This is a genomic window from Pantoea sp. AS-PWVM4, assembly GCF_000468095.1.
In the GTDB taxonomy this organism is placed as follows: Bacteria; Pseudomonadota; Gammaproteobacteria; order Enterobacterales; family Enterobacteriaceae; genus Pantoea; species Pantoea phytobeneficialis.
Genome location: NZ_ASZC01000019.1, coordinates 1 through 18,567, shown reverse-complemented (window position 1 = coordinate 18,567; position 18,567 = coordinate 1). Strand labels below are relative to the sequence as shown.

General features: G+C 53.0%; 16 protein-coding genes. 10 read left to right on the top strand and 6 right to left on the bottom strand.

Going from position 1 to position 18,567, the window contains the following annotated elements; genetic code table 11:
• Positions 1 to 8: 8 nt before the first annotated feature.
• The 3 genes from L579_RS17240 to L579_RS17230 are packed head-to-tail and all read right to left on the bottom strand — an operon-like array spanning position 9 to position 4,051.
• Positions 9 to 1,337, bottom strand: coding sequence for a c-type cytochrome (locus tag L579_RS17240; RefSeq protein ID WP_036627325.1), 1,329 nt, complete (start codon positions 1,335 to 1,337; stop codon positions 9 to 11).
• A gap of 18 nt (positions 1,338 to 1,355) precedes the next feature.
• Complete coding sequence (locus L579_RS17235) at positions 1,356 to 3,596, bottom strand: xanthine dehydrogenase family protein molybdopterin-binding subunit (RefSeq protein ID WP_021185462.1); 2,241 nt, start codon at positions 3,594 to 3,596, stop codon at positions 1,356 to 1,358.
• Positions 3,593 to 4,051 (bottom strand): (2Fe-2S)-binding protein, encoded by a 459-nt coding sequence (locus L579_RS17230; protein ID WP_021185461.1) that lies wholly within the window; start codon positions 4,049 to 4,051, stop codon positions 3,593 to 3,595. The genes L579_RS17235 and L579_RS17230 overlap by 4 nt, the downstream gene beginning before the upstream one ends.
• A gap of 365 nt (positions 4,052 to 4,416) precedes the next feature.
• Between L579_RS17230 and L579_RS17225 the strand changes: the two genes are divergently transcribed.
• From L579_RS17225 to L579_RS17205, 5 genes are all read left to right on the top strand, one after another.
• Complete coding sequence (locus tag L579_RS17225; RefSeq protein WP_021185460.1) at positions 4,417 to 5,304, top strand: LysR family transcriptional regulator; 888 nt, start codon at positions 4,417 to 4,419, stop codon at positions 5,302 to 5,304.
• A gap of 275 nt (positions 5,305 to 5,579) precedes the next feature.
• Positions 5,580 to 7,142, top strand: coding sequence for a PTS sugar transporter subunit IIA (locus tag L579_RS17220; RefSeq protein WP_021185459.1), 1,563 nt, complete (start codon positions 5,580 to 5,582; stop codon positions 7,140 to 7,142).
• 26 nt (positions 7,143 to 7,168) lie between these two features.
• Positions 7,169 to 8,188 carry a PTS fructose transporter subunit IIC gene (locus L579_RS17215; RefSeq protein ID WP_021185458.1) on the top strand — a complete coding sequence of 340 codons (1,020 nt, stop codon included), beginning with the start codon at positions 7,169 to 7,171 and terminating at the stop codon, positions 8,186 to 8,188.
• Positions 8,189 to 8,196: 8 nt separating this feature from the next.
• Positions 8,197 to 9,051 (top strand): helix-turn-helix transcriptional regulator, encoded by an 855-nt coding sequence (locus tag L579_RS17210; protein WP_021185457.1) that lies wholly within the window; start codon positions 8,197 to 8,199, stop codon positions 9,049 to 9,051.
• Positions 9,048 to 9,437 carry a PTS fructose transporter subunit IIB gene (locus tag L579_RS17205; protein WP_021185456.1) on the top strand — a complete coding sequence of 130 codons (390 nt, stop codon included), beginning with the start codon at positions 9,048 to 9,050 and terminating at the stop codon, positions 9,435 to 9,437. The genes L579_RS17210 and L579_RS17205 overlap by 4 nt, the downstream gene beginning before the upstream one ends.
• Here the strand turns inward: L579_RS17205 and L579_RS17200 are convergent.
• Complete coding sequence (locus L579_RS17200) at positions 9,434 to 10,183, bottom strand: phosphatase (RefSeq protein ID WP_021185455.1); 750 nt, start codon at positions 10,181 to 10,183, stop codon at positions 9,434 to 9,436. The two genes, L579_RS17205 and L579_RS17200, sit on opposite strands and share 4 nt — an antisense overlap.
• Positions 10,184 to 10,578: 395 nt before the next feature.
• Here L579_RS17200 and ptsP point away from each other — a divergent pair, with 395 nt between their 5' ends.
• From ptsP to tal, 5 genes are all read left to right on the top strand, one after another.
• On the top strand, positions 10,579 to 13,089 hold the full coding sequence (ptsP, locus tag L579_RS17195) for a phosphoenolpyruvate--protein phosphotransferase (RefSeq protein WP_036627319.1): 2,511 nt from the start codon (positions 10,579 to 10,581) through the stop codon (positions 13,087 to 13,089).
• 59 nt (positions 13,090 to 13,148) lie between these two features.
• Positions 13,149 to 13,469 (top strand): PTS fructose transporter subunit IIB, encoded by a 321-nt coding sequence (locus L579_RS17190; protein WP_021185453.1) that lies wholly within the window; start codon positions 13,149 to 13,151, stop codon positions 13,467 to 13,469.
• Between the two features lie 174 nt (positions 13,470 to 13,643).
• Positions 13,644 to 14,747, top strand: coding sequence for a PTS fructose transporter subunit IIC (locus tag L579_RS17185; RefSeq protein WP_021185452.1), 1,104 nt, complete (start codon positions 13,644 to 13,646; stop codon positions 14,745 to 14,747).
• Between the two features lie 9 nt (positions 14,748 to 14,756).
• Complete coding sequence (locus L579_RS17180) at positions 14,757 to 16,010, top strand: class II D-tagatose-bisphosphate aldolase non-catalytic subunit (protein WP_021185451.1); 1,254 nt, start codon at positions 14,757 to 14,759, stop codon at positions 16,008 to 16,010.
• A gap of 73 nt (positions 16,011 to 16,083) precedes the next feature.
• Positions 16,084 to 17,034, top strand: a complete 951-nt coding sequence (gene tal, locus L579_RS17175; protein WP_021185450.1) for a transaldolase — start codon at positions 16,084 to 16,086, stop codon at positions 17,032 to 17,034.
• 103 nt (positions 17,035 to 17,137) lie between these two features.
• Here tal and L579_RS17170 read toward each other — a convergent pair whose 3' ends face one another.
• Positions 17,138 to 18,124, bottom strand: coding sequence for an Rpn family recombination-promoting nuclease/putative transposase (locus tag L579_RS17170; RefSeq protein WP_036627312.1), 987 nt, complete (start codon positions 18,122 to 18,124; stop codon positions 17,138 to 17,140).
• Between the two features lie 164 nt (positions 18,125 to 18,288).
• Positions 18,289 to 18,567, bottom strand: a 279-nt coding sequence (locus L579_RS17165; protein WP_036626578.1) for a transketolase-like TK C-terminal-containing protein, incomplete at its 5' end; no start/stop codon positions are given.

The following is an 18,567-nucleotide window of genomic DNA, read 5'->3' as shown; positions in this document are numbered from 1 at the left end:
GGCTGTGGCTATCGCATTTGCAGGATGATGACGTTGCTGCTGGCCGGGTCGGTTTTGGCGCGTAATTCGCCGACCGCCTGCGCATCGGTTTTTTCACCCTGATTGCCCCATGAAGAACGAATAAAATTCAGCACATCCGCCGCTTCCTGATCGGTAAGCTGTTTCCGATACGGCGGCATACGATAGGCATCAGGCACGCCATCCGCCACCACGCGTGCCGAACCGTTGAGCAGCACGTTGATTGAGGAAGCGGTATCGACCTGCATCGACGTTGCCCCGGCCAGCGGCGGGATCCACGGTGCCTGCCCTCGTCCATCCGGGCCATGACAGCTGCTGCATCGCGCCATATAGGTCTGGCTACCGAGGGTGGCTGGCGCATCGTCATGCTGATACTGCCAACCCTTGCCACTGTTGTTACTGCCCGGCGGCAGAGACTTCAGATAGTGGGCAATGGCGCGCAGGTCATCGTCACGCATAAACTGCGTCGAGTTGTTAAATGCATCAGCCATTGAACCAAACACCACGGCATGCTGGTTGCGGCCTTTCTTCAGGAATTCAACGACATCTGCTTCGCTCCAACGGCTGATGCCGGTGTTGGCATCGTTGCGCAGACTGGGCGCATACCAACCATCCAGCAGCGCTCCCGCCAGATAATCCGGGCTGCTGGCATCGAGGGCTTTCTCATTAAACGCCAGTCCACGCGGCGTATGGCAACTGCCGCAATGTCCCGGACCTTCCACCAGATAAGCACCGCGATTCCACACCGCATCCTGATTTGCCACCGGCTGTTGCGGTCCACCACGCGAGAAAGCCGCGCTCCACACCGCCAGCGGCCAGCGCATATTCAGCGGCCAGGGGATCTCACTGGCGCGATTCTGGCGGGATACCGGTTTGACGTCATGCATCATAAAGGCGTAAAGCGCCGCAACATCCTCATCCGTGAGCTTCTGATAGGAAGGAAAAGGCATCGCCGGGTAGAGGCGGTGACCATCACGCGCCACACCATGTCGCACGGCGCGATCAAAATCAGCCAGTGAATAGTTACCGATTCCCGTTTCCGGGTCCGGAGTGATGTTGGTGGTATAGATTTTACCCACCGGTGTCGCCATCGCCAGCCCACCGCTGAACGGCGCACTGTCCGGGGTACTGTGGCAGGCCACACAATCGCTAAGCCGGGCAACGTACTCGCCCCGACGGATCAATTCGGCAGAAACCGGAGGTTGATCCGCATTTGCGCCATCAAAGGTGGAAGAAGGCGTGCGCAGCAACCACAGCAGCGCGCCTGCGACCACGCACAACACACCAATCAGGATCAGGCTAAGCCTTTTAATCGTCATGTCATCCATCCCTCAGGCTCAGGTGAAATCATAGTGTGAAAGCGGCATTGAACGGATACGTTGCCCGGTCAACCGGGAAACCGCATTGGCCACCGCCGGAGGAATCGCAGGCAATGGCGGTTCACCGATACCCCCCATCTTCGCCCCGCTCTCCACGATGCGTACTTCTACCTTTGCCATGCGTGAGGGCGGCAGAATCGGGTACATATCGTAGTTACGCGCCACCGGTTGCCCCTTCTCATACACGCTCTCCTCAAGCAGTACCTGAGAAAGTCCAAGCGCTATCGCGCCATTGACCTGCGCCTCGACGATCGCCGGATTGACGATGCTGCCAGGGTCAACGGCTTCCCACACCTGATGAACCCTGACCTGGCCGTTTTCAATCGACACTTCGGCAATCGCTGCCGCTTCAGTGCCGAACGGCGAAGCCATCGCGACACCACGGGCGCGGCGGCTGCCATCTGCGGCGGTGTAAGGCCCGGCCTGCCATCCCCCAGACATCTCCGCCACGGTATTGAGCAGTTTGGTCAGCCGTTCGTTACCCTGTAACAAATGCAGACGCAAAGCGAAGGGATCGATCTTGCCGTGATCAGCAATCTCATCAAGGAAACACTCGTAGAGAAAATCGTTCATCGAATTGCCTACTGAGCGCCAGTAACCCAGCCTTACCGGGCCTTTTTTGTAGATCTGGGCGATGCGTACATGGGGGATTGAGTAGGATTTCCCCGCCAGCCCTTCCACTGCCGTTGGGTCCAGTTTGGCACCGTGTTTCCCGGCCAGTCCTTCTGTCGGGCCTTCACAAATGCTGATCGCCTCCAGCGCCAGCGGATAGCCTTTATCATCCAGACCGGCACGAAAACGCACCGCTGCCATCGGTCGATGAGTATCGCGTAAAAACTCCTCTTCGCGGCTCCAGATCACCTTAACCGGGCGACCGACCGCCTGTGCCAGTTGAATGGCCTGGGGATAGACCATAGCGGTGTCATAGACAAAATGGCGGCCAAAAAAGCCCCCCAGCAGTGGCGAATGGATAATGATTTTTTCAGCGGGCAGACCGGTCCGTTTCGCCGCATCGGCCTGGAACATTTCCGGTGCCTGATTAGGTAGCCACAACTCCAGGGTGCCGTCGGGATTAAAGCGCGCCAGCGCGGAGGGCGGCTCCAGTTGGGCGTGATTGAGATACTGGCTGTGATAGGTCGCGCTCAGCGTGGTTTTCGCCGCTGACATTCCCTCGGTGATGTTACCTGTGACTTCCGCGTCTTCACCGTTACCCGGTTCTTTCGCCAGCGCATCGGCAAAGTCAGCTGAGGAGAAGTCAGCAGGCATGTAACGACCGTCCGGCGTCTGAGGTTCCTGCCACTCGACCTGCAAGCTTTCAACAGCACGCTTCGCCTGCCACCAACGCTCGGCCACTACCGCCACCGCACCCGGCAGCACATGCACCGAATGCACCCCCTTCATCGCCTTCACCTGCTCGGCATTGCGCAACGGGCCAACGTTCAGCCCCAGGCGTGGCGCATGCTGCACCGCCGCATGCAGCATGTCATCTACGCGACAATCGATGGTATAAATCGCCTGACCGGTCGATTTTTCATGCATATCCAGACGCGGCACCGGTTTGCCAATCCAGCGAAACTGCGCGGGGTCCTTCAGGCGCACCGAATCCGGTGGCGGAACCGGCAAATCACGCGCCCGCGCAGCCAGCTCACCATAAGAGAGCGAACGGCCTGAATCGTCATGGATCACTTTGCCGGGTTCGGTACGCAGACGCTCAATGGGGACAGACAGCGTAGTGGCCGCCGCCTGAAGCAACATCTGCCGCGCCAGCGCGCCGAGACGGCGCATGGTGGTGTAGCTGGTGCGCACCGACTGGCTACCGCCGGTAATGCGCAACCCGCTATCCATCACTTTATACTGGGAACCTGCCGGTGCATTTTCCACCACGAAGGTGGCGGGATCGGCATCCAGTTCTTCACCGACAATCTGCGCCATAGCGGTAAAAATGCCCTGCCCGCCTTCGATAAAGGGCGAGAGGAACTTTACCGAGCCATCCGGTCGAATCTCGAGAAAAGCCGGAACCAGCGTGCCCGGAGCGGGTACAGCGCCAGTGGCTTGTGCACGGCTTTGCGCAACAGGTAAGCCGATACCCAGCACCAACGCACCCGCCACACTGCCAGTTGCCAACAGAAAACGCCGCCGGGAGAAGTTCGCGGGCCGATCCTCGCTCAGCGATGCTATCACCTCGTCGTGGTCGCTCATGCTGTTTCTCCCTTACCAGCCACATCATGAATGGCCGCACTGATGGCGTTATAGGTGCCACAGCGACACAGGTTCACCATTGCGGCGGCAATCTGTGCGTCTGAGGGATGGGCATGTTGTTTGAGTAACGCTGTCGCCGCCATCACCTGCCCTGACTGACAATAGCCACACTGCGGCACCTGATACTTAACCCAAGCCTCGACCACGCGTTTACCCATTTCATCGGCTTCAATCGCTTCAATGGTGGTGATCTGCTTGCCAGCCAACTTATCAATCGGCGTGACACACGCGCGGGTAATCTGACCGTCAATCATTACCGAACAGGCGCCGCATTGCGCCAGACCGCAGCCATACTTGGTCCCGGTCATCCCCAGATCGTCGCGGATTACCCACAGCAGCGGCGTATCACCTTCTGCATCGACCTGCCAGATTTTGTTATTAATGTGCAGTTCCATAGGTCTCCGGTATTAAAAAGTGAGAAAAGTCAGAGCGGGAAAATAGCCAGAATGGAAAATCGTAATATAATAATTTCTACAACGACATCGAATTCCGCACGGAAAGGAATCGTGGACATACCTAAGTCCTGATTATTATTAAGCGTAGCGCAATGTTTAATAGTGAATATCGAAATGCCGTTATGAAAAAAATTCACCAATCAAGGTTTACCGACCCACCAATGAGAAATATTCTTATTCAACCTTCCTGTTTAATATTCTGTGCTGAACAACAGCCCCAAGGGTAAATGACGTGGATTACCTTGAACAGATGGGATAATTTGCACCTGGTTGTGAAAAATAATCACAAATAAGGCGCAGATTTAATGAATGATATCCAGGCGTTTATCACCGTAGCCAGAGAGAGAAGCTTCACCCGTGCTGCGGCCCTTCTTGGTGTCAGCCCTTCGGCTTTGAGCCATACCATGCGCAATCTGGAGGAAAGAATTGGCGTGCGCTTGCTGGCGCGTACCACGCGCAATGTTGCTCCCACAGAAGCCGGTGAGAAATTATTACTCTCCGTCGCCCCGCTGTTTGAGCAGATAAACAGTGAAATAGAACGGATTGCTGAATTACGCGACACACCCGCAGGCAATATTCGTATTACCTGTTCTGATAATGCAGCTGAAGATTTATTACGTCCGATGTTGCCCGCTTTTCTGGCGCAATATCCGGATATCAGTATTGAGATCTGCATTGATTATGGTTTTACCAATATCGTCTCCGAACGTTTTGACGCCGGTATCCGGTTGGGTGAGTCGATTAGCAAAGATATGATTGCGGTGCGTATGGGACCTGACTGGCGGCTGGCGGTGGTCGGCACACCGGAATATTTTCAGGCCAATCCTGCGCCATTGACCCCACAGGATCTTGCCCGGCATCGCTGCATCAATATCCGCCACTCTCCCGCGGGCAGTGTTTATGCCTGGGAGTTTGAAAAGGAAGGGCGGAAATTGAATATTCGGGTCAACGGCCCGTTAATATCGAACAGCATCCTGCATGTGATGAATGGCGCGCTGGATGGTATCGGGCTGGCCTATGTACCAGATTCGATGGCTCAGCCGCACATTGAAGCCGGACGTCTGGTGGAAGTGCTGTCTGACTGGAGCCCGATGTTTGAAGGTTTTCATCTTTATTATCCGAATCGGCGTAATACCTCCTCCGCCTTCGCCGCCTTTGTTGACGCCGTCAGATACCGGGGAAAAATTCGTTGATGCTGAAAAAGGCAAAAACTTTAAAATTGTGACCTGTGCCGCAATCCCTCGCTAATCGCTCCCAATCAATATTGATAATAAAAACAATGCGCCCGCCTGGATGCGGTCGCTTTTTAATATGACAAGTGTCACAAATTCATCATCAGGTCACTATTTTCCAGAAAAGGTAACGTTTTTACTATATTAGCGCTTACTTAAACGGTTAAAGATACCCGCCACCGGAGAGATAACTCAAACCGGTCAACCCGCGTATTGACCTTATGCCTGGAGTCAGAATGGTGGTGGAAATAACTTATCAATGCGAGATAAGCGAGGGGATCCACGCCAGACCTGCCGGGCATATCGCGCGTCTGTGCAACACCTTTCAGTGCGAGGTGGTGTGGCAAAACAACCGAACCGCGCTGGAAGCAAACGCCAAAAGTGCCCTCTCCCTGATCGCCACAGATACGCTGCTGGACGATAGCTGTCTGATTACGCTGCACGGTGCTGACGCGCTCCCCGCCTCTGTCGCCCTGCAAGCTTTGCTGAATAACCTTCCGGCGTTTACCACCCTTGTTGAGCCGGCGCTGGCCGTCACTAACGGTTCCCTCCCGCGCTGTCTGCACGAACTGCAACCGCAATATCTGACCGGCGTTCGCATCAGCGGCGGTATCGCCATCGCCAAACCGCGAGTGCTCAAGGGGGTGACCTTTGGTGAGTTACTGATCCGTAGCCCTGGCACTACCGCTAACCGGGAGACGGAGATAGCGCGTCTGACGGAGGGGCTGCGAACGCTGCGGATCAACAAAGAAGCGGCGCTGGCAGCCGCCCGGGGTATTGAACAGGACCTGCTCGAAGCCCATTTGTTATTTATTACCGACAGTGCCTTTCGCGACAGCATCATCAGCTATCTTGATGCCCCGATGAATGCCTGGTCTGCCATTATCAACGCGGCAATGGGCTTCAGCGCCATCCTCGAACGCTCATCCAGCCATTATATTCAGGAACGCACGCTGGATATGCTGGACATCGCCACGCAACTGCTTGTCGAGATATACGGTGCTCAGTCTGGGTTGCCACCTGCGCTGTCATTAGATGAACCGGCCCTGGTGATCGCCGATAGCCTGACGCCCGGCCAGTTCCTGGCGCTCAACAAACAACATCTCGCCGGTCTTATCTTGTCCTCTACCGGCAAAACATCGCATACGGCTATTCTCGCCCGTTCTCAGGGCATCCCTACCCTTGCTGATATTGATTTTGCCACTCAGCCATTTTCACCTCAGCAAGAGATGGTGCTCGATGGTGATCTGGGGCTGCTGATCACCCGCGCGGATGACAAGATCCTGCGTTATTACCGTCATGAAAAAGACGTGCAACAACAAATGCGCCTGAAGGGGCCCTCCACCCGCACAGATAAGCCTCTGTTGACGCCGGACATGATCCTGTGGGGGTTGGATGCGTGCGACAAAAACGAAGTGATTAAAAAAATGGTCGATAACCTGTGGCTGCACCAACGCACCGACTGCCGGGATAAGCTGTGCCAGGATATCTGGTCACGGGAGGTTCCCTTCCCCACCGTGGTCGGTTCTGGCTTTGCTATTCCGCACGCCCGCAGCGATGCCATTCTCGATTCCACCATCAGCGTCGCGACACTGCGCCAGCCCGTTGTCTGGGGCGGGGTGTCGGTGGATACGGTGTTTATGTTGACCATCAGCCAGGCCGCAGCGGAAAACGAACATATGAAATATTTTTCCACGCTGGCGCGGATGCTGATGAACGACGAATTTGTCGCCAAAGCCAAAAGCGCAGCCACACCTGATGCGCTCTACCACCTGATAATCAGTACCTTAGCGTGCTAGTTGCCAAACGCGATGATGAGGCGGGTATGTTAAAACTATTAAAAAATACCAAAAGACATTTTATGACCGGGGTGTCGTACATGATTCCGTTTGTGGTGGCAGGCGGTGTCCTGCTGGCGCTGGCGGTGATGTTCAACGGCCAGGCGGCGATCCCCGATCACGGCTTTCTTAAAGCGATGTCGCAGATCGGTCTGGCGGGTCTGACCCTGTTTATCCCAATTCTCGCCGGTTTTATCGCCTATTCAATGGTGGATAAACCCGGTATCGCCCCCGGTGCCATTGGTGGGCTGATGGCGTATCAAATGGGGGCCGGATTTTTAGGTGGTATGTTGGCTGGCGTGCTGGCCGGGCTGATTGTCTGGGGACTGCTGACGATCATCGACCGCCTGAAAATCCCGCATTTCCTGCGCATGGTGCTGCCGATTTTTATCATCCCGCTGGTCGGTACTTTTCTCACCGGGATGGCGGTTTATTACATTATCGGTGATCCGGTAGCCGGGCTAATGAAATGGCTCAGTGTCTGGCTCAGCAATATGCAAGGGGCGTCGTTTATCATTCTCGGCAGCGTGTTGGGTTGCATGATCGCCGTGGATATGGGCGGCCCAATGAATAAAACCGCGTTTTTCTTTGCCGTCGCGCTCATCTCCACCAACCCACAATTGATGGCTGCGGTCGCTGCCGCCGACTGTACGCCCCCCCTCGGACTGGCGCTGGCCACCTTCCTGTTTAAGGGGATTTTTAACGACGTTGAACGCGAGGCGGGTAAGCCTGCGGTGATTATGGGTTTCATGGGTATCACCGAAGGGGCGATCCCGTTTGCGGCCGCCGATCCGCTGCGGGTGATCCCGGCGATTATGCTCGGCAGCGCAGTGGCTGCCGTGATCTCATTGTGGTTTGGTGCCACCAATGCTGCCCCCTGGGGCGGTCTGATCGTCCTGCCGGTGGTCGGTAATCATTTGGGCTATATCGTGGCCGTCGCCGCCGGGACCGTCACCACGGCTCTGGCGGTTAAGGTGCTGAAGACCGTCGTTAAACCGCAGGCATAAGGCAGGCTATGAGCGCATTTATCCAGTCGATTTTGAGCGAGTTCAGTATGCAATGTTCCACCAGCGACAGCGTGCTGGTGGCAAATGGCAACGCCCAGCCACCGGCGATGGCCTACCATCTGCATGTGCCGCGTATCGAGCTGACGGTGAAAGGCAGCCTCAGCATGCTGCTGCCGAAAGGGGAAGATAAGATCGTCAAATATCAACGGCCGGTTGGCACGGTCACCTATATCCCCGCCAATAGCTGGAACTCTCCGTTATGGGGCACCCCGGTGATCTGCATGTCGATTGTGTTCTGGAAGCAGGATGTGGGTTTCAGCATCAGCAACTGGGATGGTACGCAGTTCAAAGAAGTGGAGAAATTTAATCTTGAGAACTCCAGCAGCTCGGTGCGTGACCGTCTGCTTGAGCTGGCGGAATCACTGGCGTGGGCGCACAACAACAGGGGTGAAACCTTCGCCCATATTGTCTATGCGTTGCTGAATGACCTGCTGCACCAAATCACCGATGGCATGAGCAATGCGCAGGGGCCGCTCTCCCTGCTGGATGAGATCAAAAGTCATATTGATAGCCATTACCAGGCGGATATTAATCGGGAAAGCGTCGCAGCGACATTCAACATCTCCCCCGGTTATTTGTCGCGCCTTTTTTCCCGAGAGTCAGACGTAAAATTTAATGAATACCTCAAGTTAGCCCGGATATCGCGTTCGAAAACCTTGCTGACCAGCACCAACCTGAAAATTAACGAAGTCTCAGAGAAGTGTGGTTTCACCGATACCAACTATTTCTGCAAGGTGTTCCGGGACATCAATGACTGTACGCCGCTTGAGTACCGGCGTAAGAATAAGGGAGTAAGTATATGATGAGCCGAGCAGCAAAAGACGAAGTACACCCCTTCTCCAGCGAACGTAACCTGTATATCGTGGCGGTTACCGCCTGTGCCACCGGTGTGGCCCATACTTATATGGCAGCCGAACAACTGGAAAAGCTGGCGAAAACCTATAATTTCTCAATCAAAATCGAGACTCAGGGCGTACTGGGGTTGAAAAATCAGATTAGCGGGAAAAATATCCTCGATGCTGACCTGGTGATCATCGCCTCTGATATCACTATCGATCAGCCATTGCGCTTCGAAGGCTGTCGGGTGCTGAACATCTGCATTAACTCCCTGCTGCTGCGGCCGACGGAAGTGATTTCCGCGATTCGCAAGTCACTGAGCCTGCCCAGAGGCAACGTCATCGACCTCTAGCCTGCCGCATTCAACGCCGCATAAATTTCCTCGATTCTTTCCCCGCCGTGCCGCTCAAGAAACGCAAGGACGCGCCACGGCGAAGCATTCAGAATCCTGTCGGCAGGAAAATCCGCCTGTTGCAGCAACGGCAGGCAGGCACTGAAGTCGCCCAGCGTAAAGGCGGAGTGAGAGTCAGTGCCGAGGGAGATCAGCCCCCCGCTGTCGCGCACAGCAGCGACAATCTTGCGGCAATTGCCTTCACTGCCACGTCGGGAATGGACAAACGAGGCGTTATTAACCTCGAGGGCCACATTACAGGCTTTCGCCGCTTCGACCACCGCCGGGATATCAATGGGGTATTCGGGATTGCCCGGGTGGCTGATGATATGCACCTTACCGCTGGTCATCGCCGCGATCAGCGCATCGGTATGGGTCACAATATCCGCCGGTGCGAACACCTGTTTGTGAAACCCGGCAATGATCAGGTCCAGCGCTGCGCGCATTTTCTCGCTGCAATCCGTCTCACCGCCCGCTTTGATGTTCGCCTCAATACCGCGCAAAATCCCCACCCCATCGACCACCCGCGGCAGAATACGCATGTTGCTGAAGTGAAAAGCATGAGGAGCATCGACCATTTCCGGTCCGTGGTCCGTGATGGCGATTAATTTAAGATTTTTGCGCGTGGCGGCAGCAATATAATCATGCACCGTGCTGTAAGCGTGGGTGCTGGCTACGGTATGCATATGAAGATCAACGTTGTACATCACCCTTCCTTTTATTGTCAGAACTCTCACGCAATAATTTCTTTCTGATTAATCCTGCATAATTTCGTAGCGGCGCGATTTATTGCGCGTATTTAAAAAGTGCGATAAATCGCGCCGCTACGCACAGTACCAACATTAAGCTACCTCTGGAGGGTAAAAATAAAGGGTAAAAATGATCATTCAGTAGCAATTTTGTCACACCGCCTACGCAATTAATTAATTTATGATCATGCTCACAAATGATTAATCAGAGTGCTTTTTTTAAGTAAATGACACTTTTTTTCTATTCAAAGACCTCGATGAAAACGGAAGGATATAAATCATCAAGTACGGAATTGCGCGCCTGGCCAGAAAAAATTATCAGCATCTACCTTAAAGATTTATTGGGAGTGGTTATGTCAGAATTAATAAGCTATCAATGTGATCTCAGCGAGGGAATTCATGCCAGACCGGCGGGGCACATCGAGCGTCTTTGTAATTCTTTTCAATCCAACGTGTGCTGGAAAAATAGCCGTACTGGTCTTGAAGGAAATGCGAAAAGTGCCTTGTCATTGGTCGGCACCGATACCTTATTCAATGACATCTGCGCCATTACCATTAGCGGAGAGGATGCCCTGGCTGCGGCAAATCAGTTATCTGCCTTACTGAAAAAACTGCCTGAATTTGAGGTGTCACCGACCGAGGAAAGCACCGCACCAGCGGGCTATTTTCCACGCTCACTGCGAGAAACACAGCTCAATTTTATTCAGGGTTCACGCATCAGTGGCGGCGTGGCGATCGCCAAACCGGTGGTGGTTCGCAGCCTTTCTTTTGCTGAGATGCTGACGCGCAGCCCAACGCAGAAATATCCGCTGCAACAGGAAAAAAATGCCGTCATTGAAGGTATCGAAATCCTGAAAAATGAAAAAATCTCTGCACTGGAAAGCAAATCTGGCGTTGAGCACGATATTGTCCAGGCTCATTTATCGATAATGACAGATATCAGCTTTCAAAATGCCATCATAAATTATATCGACAGGGGTAAAAATGGTTGGCAGGCCATTATTTTATCTGCTATGGATTTTTGTGACGTGCTCAACCGGTCAGCCAGTAAATACATCAAAGAAAGAACCCTCGACGTCTTTGATATTACCAGCCAATTGTTAGTCACCCTGTATGGTGATGATGTCTTGCCGAAAAACAACCTCAATTTACAACAACCGTCAATAATTTTAGCCGACAACCTGACACCGAGTAAATTTCTCAGCATCGACAAACGTTGGCTGGCCGGTCTGGTGTTATCCTCCACGGGAAAAACATCACACACCGCAATCCTGGCGCGTTCGTTGGGTATTCCAACCTTAACGGATATTGATTTTCACGCACTACGTCTTGACGCACAGCAGGACATTATTATTGACGGTAACCCCGGCATCTTAATTACTGCGCCTGATGCGCGCGTGCTGCGCTATTACCATCATGAAATGTCCGTTCAGCAGAAGATGCAGCAACAGATGCTGGCGACGGTCAACCAAACCGCCACTAGCGCCGACGGGCACCGGGTGGAGATTGCCGCCAATATCGCCAGTCTGGCAGAAGCTAACGCGGCGTTTGACAACGGTGCCGAAGGCATCGGCCTGTTTCGTACCGAAATGTCATTTATGGACCGGGAAACACCGCCTGATTATGCCGAACTGGCAGAACTCTATACCCAGGTCGCCATTCGCGCAGAAAACAAGCCGGTAATCTTTCGCACCTTCGATATCGGCGGCGATAAACCGGTGGACTACCTCAGTATCGGCGACGAGGAAAACCCGTTCCTGGGCTTTCGTGCAGTCCGTACCTATCGGCGCTATCAGGATTTATTCGCCATGCAGTTGCAAGCGATTCTGACCGCCTCGGCGCACGGCAACGCCAAAATCATGATTCCAATGATCTCGAACGTCGAGGAGGTGATCTGGTGTCGTGAGGTACTGGCAGGCGTTATGCAGGAGATGAATCACGCAGGGCTGGCGTATAACGCGGGTATTGAGCTGGGCGTGATGTTGGAGGTGCCTTCCGTCATCTTCGCCATCCCGGAAATCGCTGAACATGCTGACTTTTTTAGTGTGGGCAGCAATGACCTGACGCAATACTTTTTTGCCGCCGACCGTGGCAATCGTCAGGTCGCAGAGGTTTATGACAACTATGCGCCCTCATTTATACGGGCTATGCAATTCGCGGCGCAGGAAGTACATCGCGCAGGCAAGTGGATCGGCATCTGTGGCGAACTGGGGGCCAGCCCGGACTTCCTGCCGTTATTCACCGGTATGGGCTTTGACGAACTCAGTATGAGCAGCACCGCCATTCCTGGCGTCAAGCATGCACTACGCGAATTGAATTTCACCAAATGCCAGCAGTTAGCCCGGCAGACGGTGCAGCTTAAACGTTCAGCGGCAGTCAAAGCCTCCTTGCAAACGCCGGATGTCAAAGCGGTCAGCACCCGACCGTTGCTGGCACCCGAATTTATCCTGTGCGGTCTTGAGGCCAGCGATAAAAACGAAGTCATTAAAAAGATGACCGATAACCTCTGGCTGCACCATCGCACCGATAACCGGGAACAGTTATGTGACGATATCTGGGCGCGGGAAGATTCCTTCTCCACTGCCGTTGGCTATGGTTTCGCCATCCCGCATACCAAATCCGATCATATTGGCTACTCCACCATCAGCATGGCAACACTTGCGAAACCCATTCTTTGGGGAGACCAGGAAGTGGCTACCGTCTTTATGCTGACGGTCAACAAATCTGCCGATCCCCAACAACATATGAAATATTTCTCCATTCTTGCCAGAACATTAATGAAAGAGGAGTTCCGCGATGCAATAAAGAATGCCGATAACGTCACCCTACTCTACAACCTGATGACCAGAACATTAGACGTATAAATTCAAGGTCAGATCAATATTTTAATAAACAGCCAAAGAAGCATAGCCAGGAGTTAATCATGAAAATCGTCGGAGTCGCAGCATGTATTACCGGTATTGCACATACCTATATGGCGCAGGAAGCGATTGAGCAGGAGTGTAAAAAAAGAGGTTATGACGTCAAAGTCGAGACGCAAGGCGGCATGGGAATTGAAAACGAATTAAGTGAAGATGAAATTGCTGACGCGGATGTGGTCATTCTGGCAGTGGCGATTGGTATTGAAGGCGTCGAGCGTTTTGAAGAAAAAGAGGACGCCGGGCGTATTATTTCATTGAATCCGGCTGAGGTGATTCGTAATCCGGCTGCGATCATTGATAAAGCCGAAAAATTGACACAATAACGTCTGAATAAAATAGACCCCGTTTATTTTAACGACGAAATAATCGTGTAATACAACATCTCATAGATTTCTGTGAACGCCGTATTTCTGCAAACGGGCCATTCTGCCTGCGGATAAACACGCGCTAAGTCAGCGCACCGATTGTGGAAAACAGGGCGTTCGGGAGGAATAAACATGTCGGATAAGATGAAAACCATTAAGGATGATTTAGTCAAAGCCTTCAGTACCGGTGTGTCATACATGATGCCAGTGGTGGTGGTGGGCGGGATCTGCCTGGCGCTCTCTCTGGTGGGGGGTGAGCCCACGCCCGGTAAAGGGATTGTCGTCACCAATCCGTTTTTATTGAATTTAGGGGCGATCGGCAGTGCGGGGCTCGGCATGATGATCCCGGTACTTGCCGCCTATATTGCCTACTCCCTTGCCGGTAAACCCGGTCTGACACCGGGTTTAGTCACCGGGTTTATGGCTGCCACACCGCTGGGAGAAGCTCATGTGGTGACCGGTTTTCTTGGCGCGATGCTGCTCGGTATCCTGAGTGGTTACGTCGCTAAATGGGTGAAGACCTGGAAAGTCGGCAAAGTACTGATGCCGGTGATGCCGATCCTGATCATTCCTATCGTCACCTCCTGCCTGGTCGGCATGCTTTATTTGTACGTGCTGATTGGCCCCATCGGGATGGCAATGAAGTGGCTGGTGTCGATGCTGTCAAATATGCAGGGGGGCAGCGGCCTGGTATTGGGTCTGATCCTCGGGGCAATGGCTGCCTTTGATATGGGTGGACCGGTAAATAAAACCGCCACGGCATTTACCCTGGCATTAATGGCAGAGGGGATTTATGGCCCGAACGGTGCCTATCGTATCGCCTGTGCTATTCCGCCGCTGGGTATTGCGCTTTCAACCTTTATTTCCCGCAATAAATGGGCCGAAGATGAGAAACGTATGGGCACCTCTGCCGCCTTTATGGGGTTAATCGGGATTACCGAAGGCGCCATTCCCTTTGCAGTTAAAAACCTTAAAACCGTACTCCCCTCCATTATTATCGGCAGCGCCGTCGGTGCCGGTCTGGCGATGATTCACGGCGTTGAATCCATGGTGCCGCATGGCGGATTAATTGCCATTGCTGGCGTAAATAAAGGCGCAATCTGGTACGTCATCGATATGGCCATTGGCGTCATTGTCACCGCTATCTGTCTGCATATTTTACGTCCCAACATTAGCGACGCGGTTAAAAACGAAACCGTCAAGAAAACTATCACTTCTGATATGAATAAAGCCTAAGGAGTTGTCATGAAAAATACCATGAAGCAGTACGTCGATTATATCGTCAACGGTGGTAAATCAACGATGCTGGGTATAGGCCCGATGTCACCTGCCCTTATTCAGGCATGTTTTGAACTGGGCAAAGAAAAAGACCTGCCATTGATGTTTATTGCCAGCCGTAATCAGGTCGATGCCGATGAATTCGGTGCCGGTTACGTCAATAACTGGGACCAGTTCCGCTTTGCCGCCGATCTCAAAGCCATGGCAGAGAAGGTGGGTTTTGATGGCGACTACTTCCTGTGCCGGGACCACGGCGGCCCGTGGCAGCGTGACAAAGAACGTAAGGATCATATTCCGGAAGCGGAAGCGATGAAGCTGGCACGTCGTTCCTATCAGGTCGATATGGATGCCGGGTTTGACCTGTTGCATATCGACCCGACCAAAGACCCGTATGTGGTGGGTAAAGTTATCGATATCGAACTGGTGCTGAGCCGTACCGTTGAACTGATCCGCTTCTGCGAAGATTACCGTAAAGCCAACAACCTGAAAGAGTTTTTCTATGAAGTGGGAACAGAAGAAACCAACGGTGGCCTGACTGACATCAGCGCCTATGAAGGTTTCATTATCGAACTGAATAAACGGCTCTCTGCCGAAGGGTTACCGCAACCGCTGTTTATCGTTGGACAAACCGGCACCCTGACGCGTCTGACCAAAAATGTCGGACACTTCAATGACACCCAATCCGCTGAACTGTCGGCAATCAGTACCCGCTACGGTGTGGGGTTGAAAGAACATAATGGCGACTACCTGCCGGATGATATTTTGCTGAAACATCCGGGTCTGGGGATCACCGCCATGAACGTCGCCCCGGCTTATGGCACCATTGAAACCCGTGCCTATCTCAAACTGGCCGAAGTCGAAAAAGATTTAGCCGCGAAAGGACTTATCCAGTCAGCGTCTAACCTGAAAAGTGTGCTGACCCGCGAGTGTGTACTGAGCCACAAATGGGAAAAATGGATGACCGACGAACATAAGAATAAGTCTGAAGAGCAGATCTTCAACGAGCCGGAGTTACTGAAAGAAATCCTTGAACTCAGCGGCCATTATAATTATGAAAAGCCCCCGGTGGTGAAAGAGATGAAAACCCTGTTTGCCAATCTGCGCGCATTTGGCGTGGAGCCAGAACGTTATGTCGTGAACAAAATTAAAGACATGATCCAGAACGAAGCGGAATGCTTCAATATGCCTGGCCTGACCTCGCGCGTCGCTCAAGCAAAATAATCTTTTCATCACGTCATAACAGGGAGCCCGGCGCTCCCTGTTATGCACATCCATCATTATCAGGGTTAAGATTATGAACCAGCTTGAGAAATTAAAGCAGCACACCATTATTGTTGCTGACAGTGGCGACATTGACAGCATCATTGCGTATCAACCCGAAGACGCGACCACCAATCCCTCATTAATTTATAAAGCCGCCCAGTTGCCGCAATATCAACAGCTGATCAAAGAGGCGGTGAGTGCAGTGAAATCACGTCAGCCTGGCAAAGCCGTAGTCCCCTCCGCAGTGGCCGATTATCTGGCGGTCAGCATCGGCGCATTGATTTTGCAAAGCATTCCGGGACGGATCTCAACCGAGGTTGATGCCCGGCTTTCGTTTGCCTGCGATGCCAGCATTCACAAGGCACGGGAACTGATTGCCCTTTATGAAGAGAGGGGCATCACCAAAGACCGCGTCCTGATCAAACTGGCTGCGACCTGGCAAGGGATACGTGCGGCTGAAGTGCTGGAAAAAGAGGGGATCAAGTGCAATCTGACGTTGCTGTTCTCCTTCGCCCAGGCCAGAGCCTGCGCTGATGCCGGTGTGTTCCTGATTTCGCCTTTTGTGGGCCGTATTTATGACTGGCACAAAAAGAACCAACCGGACACGTTGTTTACCATCGATAATGATCCTGGCGTGGCGTCGGTGCGGAAAATCTATCAATTCTACAAAATGCACGACTATCAGACGGTGGTGATGGGGGCCAGCTTCCGTACGCCGCAACAGGTACTGGCGCTGAACGGTTGCGACCGCCTGACCGTTTCACCGCAACTGCTGGCACAGCTGCAACAGAGCGAGGCAAACATCCCGGCCCCGCTGGCCTGGGACGGAATCGGCCAACCAAAACCGGATGCCATCACCGAAGCTGAATTTTACTGGGCGCACAATCAAGATGCGATGGCAGTAGAAAAACTCGCCGAAGGGATTCGCCTGTTTGCGGTGGACCAGAATAGTCTGGAAGGTTTGCTGATGCAGTATCTTTAAACTTTTCGCTCGGGACACCGCCCAAAATATTAATCGGGGCGGTGTCTGAAGGAAGGCTGTCTCTGAGCAGAGGGAACGGCAGGAACAACATACAGAGAGATGATCAATGGCGAATCTGGGCCAGCTCATCTTCAGTCAGGCCGGTCATTTTCATAACAGTATTGCGATCGATACCGTTTTGCAGCATGGTGCTGGCAACTTCAAGTTTAGCCTGGTTGCGCCCTTTCTCGATCCCGCGCTGTTCGCCCAGTTTAATACCCTGTTCAATGCCCTTCTCAAGGCCTTTTTCGATGCCTTTCTCGATGCCTTTCTGTTCAAGCTGTTGTGCGATAGTCATCAGTTCATCCTCATGTTGCGGCATCCGCTGTGCCAGGTCGCGTACAAAGGCTTCTGCGTCTGAAGTTTCGCCGGCCTGAATAAGGTAGTTTATCAACGAAACAAGCTGCTGTCCTGTGATGTGTTCCGTCAAAAGCAATGTGGCCAGTTTATCCAACAGGTCTGCCATGTCCCGTCGGTGAATGTGTTTCTGTAGCAGGGTCAGGGCTGCCATACTTCGATGGCCCATGATTTCATCATCAGGAATGACTGTCACATCCACCAGAGGGAAATCACCACTGTAGAGCTTTACAGCCAGAACCGGGTCATCAAATTCATCCAGCCACCGTGTTGAATATGGATAGGGGCTACGCTTGCCGGTGTAAAATAAGACCGGAATTACCAGCGGCAACTTTTTATGCCCCGCATCAAGATGGCGTTGCATGGCGGCCACCGAGTAACGCAGAAGCCTGAACGCCATATGTTTATCCGGTGTGGACTGATGTTCGATGAGGACATGAATATAGCCCTCGTTGCCAGCCGTGGTTTTCAGACTGTAGAGCACATCACTGAAGTACGGGCGAAGATTCTCCTCAACAAAACTGCCTGACTCCAGTTTAAGGGTCGTGAAGTCGCATATGGCCTGCAGCTCCATTGGAATATGTAGCTGCATAAAATCTCGAGCCGTATCGGGATGGGTCAGGAACTGCTTAAATGCAAGGTCATGCGGCGTTGGCGTGGCATTTTCCGCGCCCTTTGATTTCCTGTCTGACATACCTTCTCCCTGGCATGAATGGTGACATCTTTCCGGTTGGAATTTGACTTTATCAGAAAATTTCCCCGCTGGCTCACTGCCGGTTTTCGCTATTTTTTCTGAATCTATATGATTGATTTCCACCGAAGGCAACTGGCAGGCGGCCAGCTGACCGCCCACAGGCATTACAGAATCGATTTCGCGGTTGCGACTACATTGGCAACGGTGAAACCAAACTCTTCGAACAGTTTCTCTGCCGGGGCTGATTCACCAAAGCTGGTCATACCGACGATTGCACCGTTCAGGCCGGTGTACTTGAACCAGTAATCGGCAATACCCGCTTCGATCGCCACACGCGCAGCCACTGCTTTCGGCAGGACAGATTCACGGTAAGCCGCATCCTGTTTGTCGAACGCATCGGTGGACGGCATGGAAACCACGCGCACTTTACGGCCTTCGGTGGT

Bases quoted from the DNA above. Each gene is read 5' to 3' on its own strand.
- L579_RS17240 (WP_036627325.1), bottom strand. From the start codon at position 1,337: ATGACGATTAAAAGGCTTAGCCTGATCCTGATTGGTGTGTTGTGCGTG.
- L579_RS17235 (WP_021185462.1), bottom strand. From the start codon at position 3,596: ATGAGCGACCACGACGAGGTGATAGCATCGCTGAGCGAGGATCGGCCC.
- L579_RS17230 (WP_021185461.1), bottom strand. From the start codon at position 4,051: ATGGAACTGCACATTAATAACAAAATCTGGCAGGTCGATGCAGAAGGT.
- L579_RS17225 (WP_021185460.1), top strand. From the start codon at position 4,417: ATGAATGATATCCAGGCGTTTATCACCGTAGCCAGAGAGAGAAGCTTC.
- L579_RS17220 (WP_021185459.1), top strand. From the start codon at position 5,580: ATGGTGGTGGAAATAACTTATCAATGCGAGATAAGCGAGGGGATCCAC.
- L579_RS17215 (WP_021185458.1), top strand. From the start codon at position 7,169: ATGTTAAAACTATTAAAAAATACCAAAAGACATTTTATGACCGGGGTG.
- L579_RS17210 (WP_021185457.1), top strand. From the start codon at position 8,197: ATGAGCGCATTTATCCAGTCGATTTTGAGCGAGTTCAGTATGCAATGT.
- L579_RS17205 (WP_021185456.1), top strand. From the start codon at position 9,048: ATGATGAGCCGAGCAGCAAAAGACGAAGTACACCCCTTCTCCAGCGAA.
- L579_RS17200 (WP_021185455.1), bottom strand. From the start codon at position 10,183: ATGTACAACGTTGATCTTCATATGCATACCGTAGCCAGCACCCACGCT.
- ptsP (WP_036627319.1), top strand. From the start codon at position 10,579: ATGTCAGAATTAATAAGCTATCAATGTGATCTCAGCGAGGGAATTCAT.
- L579_RS17190 (WP_021185453.1), top strand. From the start codon at position 13,149: ATGAAAATCGTCGGAGTCGCAGCATGTATTACCGGTATTGCACATACC.
- L579_RS17185 (WP_021185452.1), top strand. From the start codon at position 13,644: ATGTCGGATAAGATGAAAACCATTAAGGATGATTTAGTCAAAGCCTTC.
- L579_RS17180 (WP_021185451.1), top strand. From the start codon at position 14,757: ATGAAAAATACCATGAAGCAGTACGTCGATTATATCGTCAACGGTGGT.
- tal (WP_021185450.1), top strand. From the start codon at position 16,084: ATGAACCAGCTTGAGAAATTAAAGCAGCACACCATTATTGTTGCTGAC.
- L579_RS17170 (WP_036627312.1), bottom strand. From the start codon at position 18,124: ATGTCAGACAGGAAATCAAAGGGCGCGGAAAATGCCACGCCAACGCCG.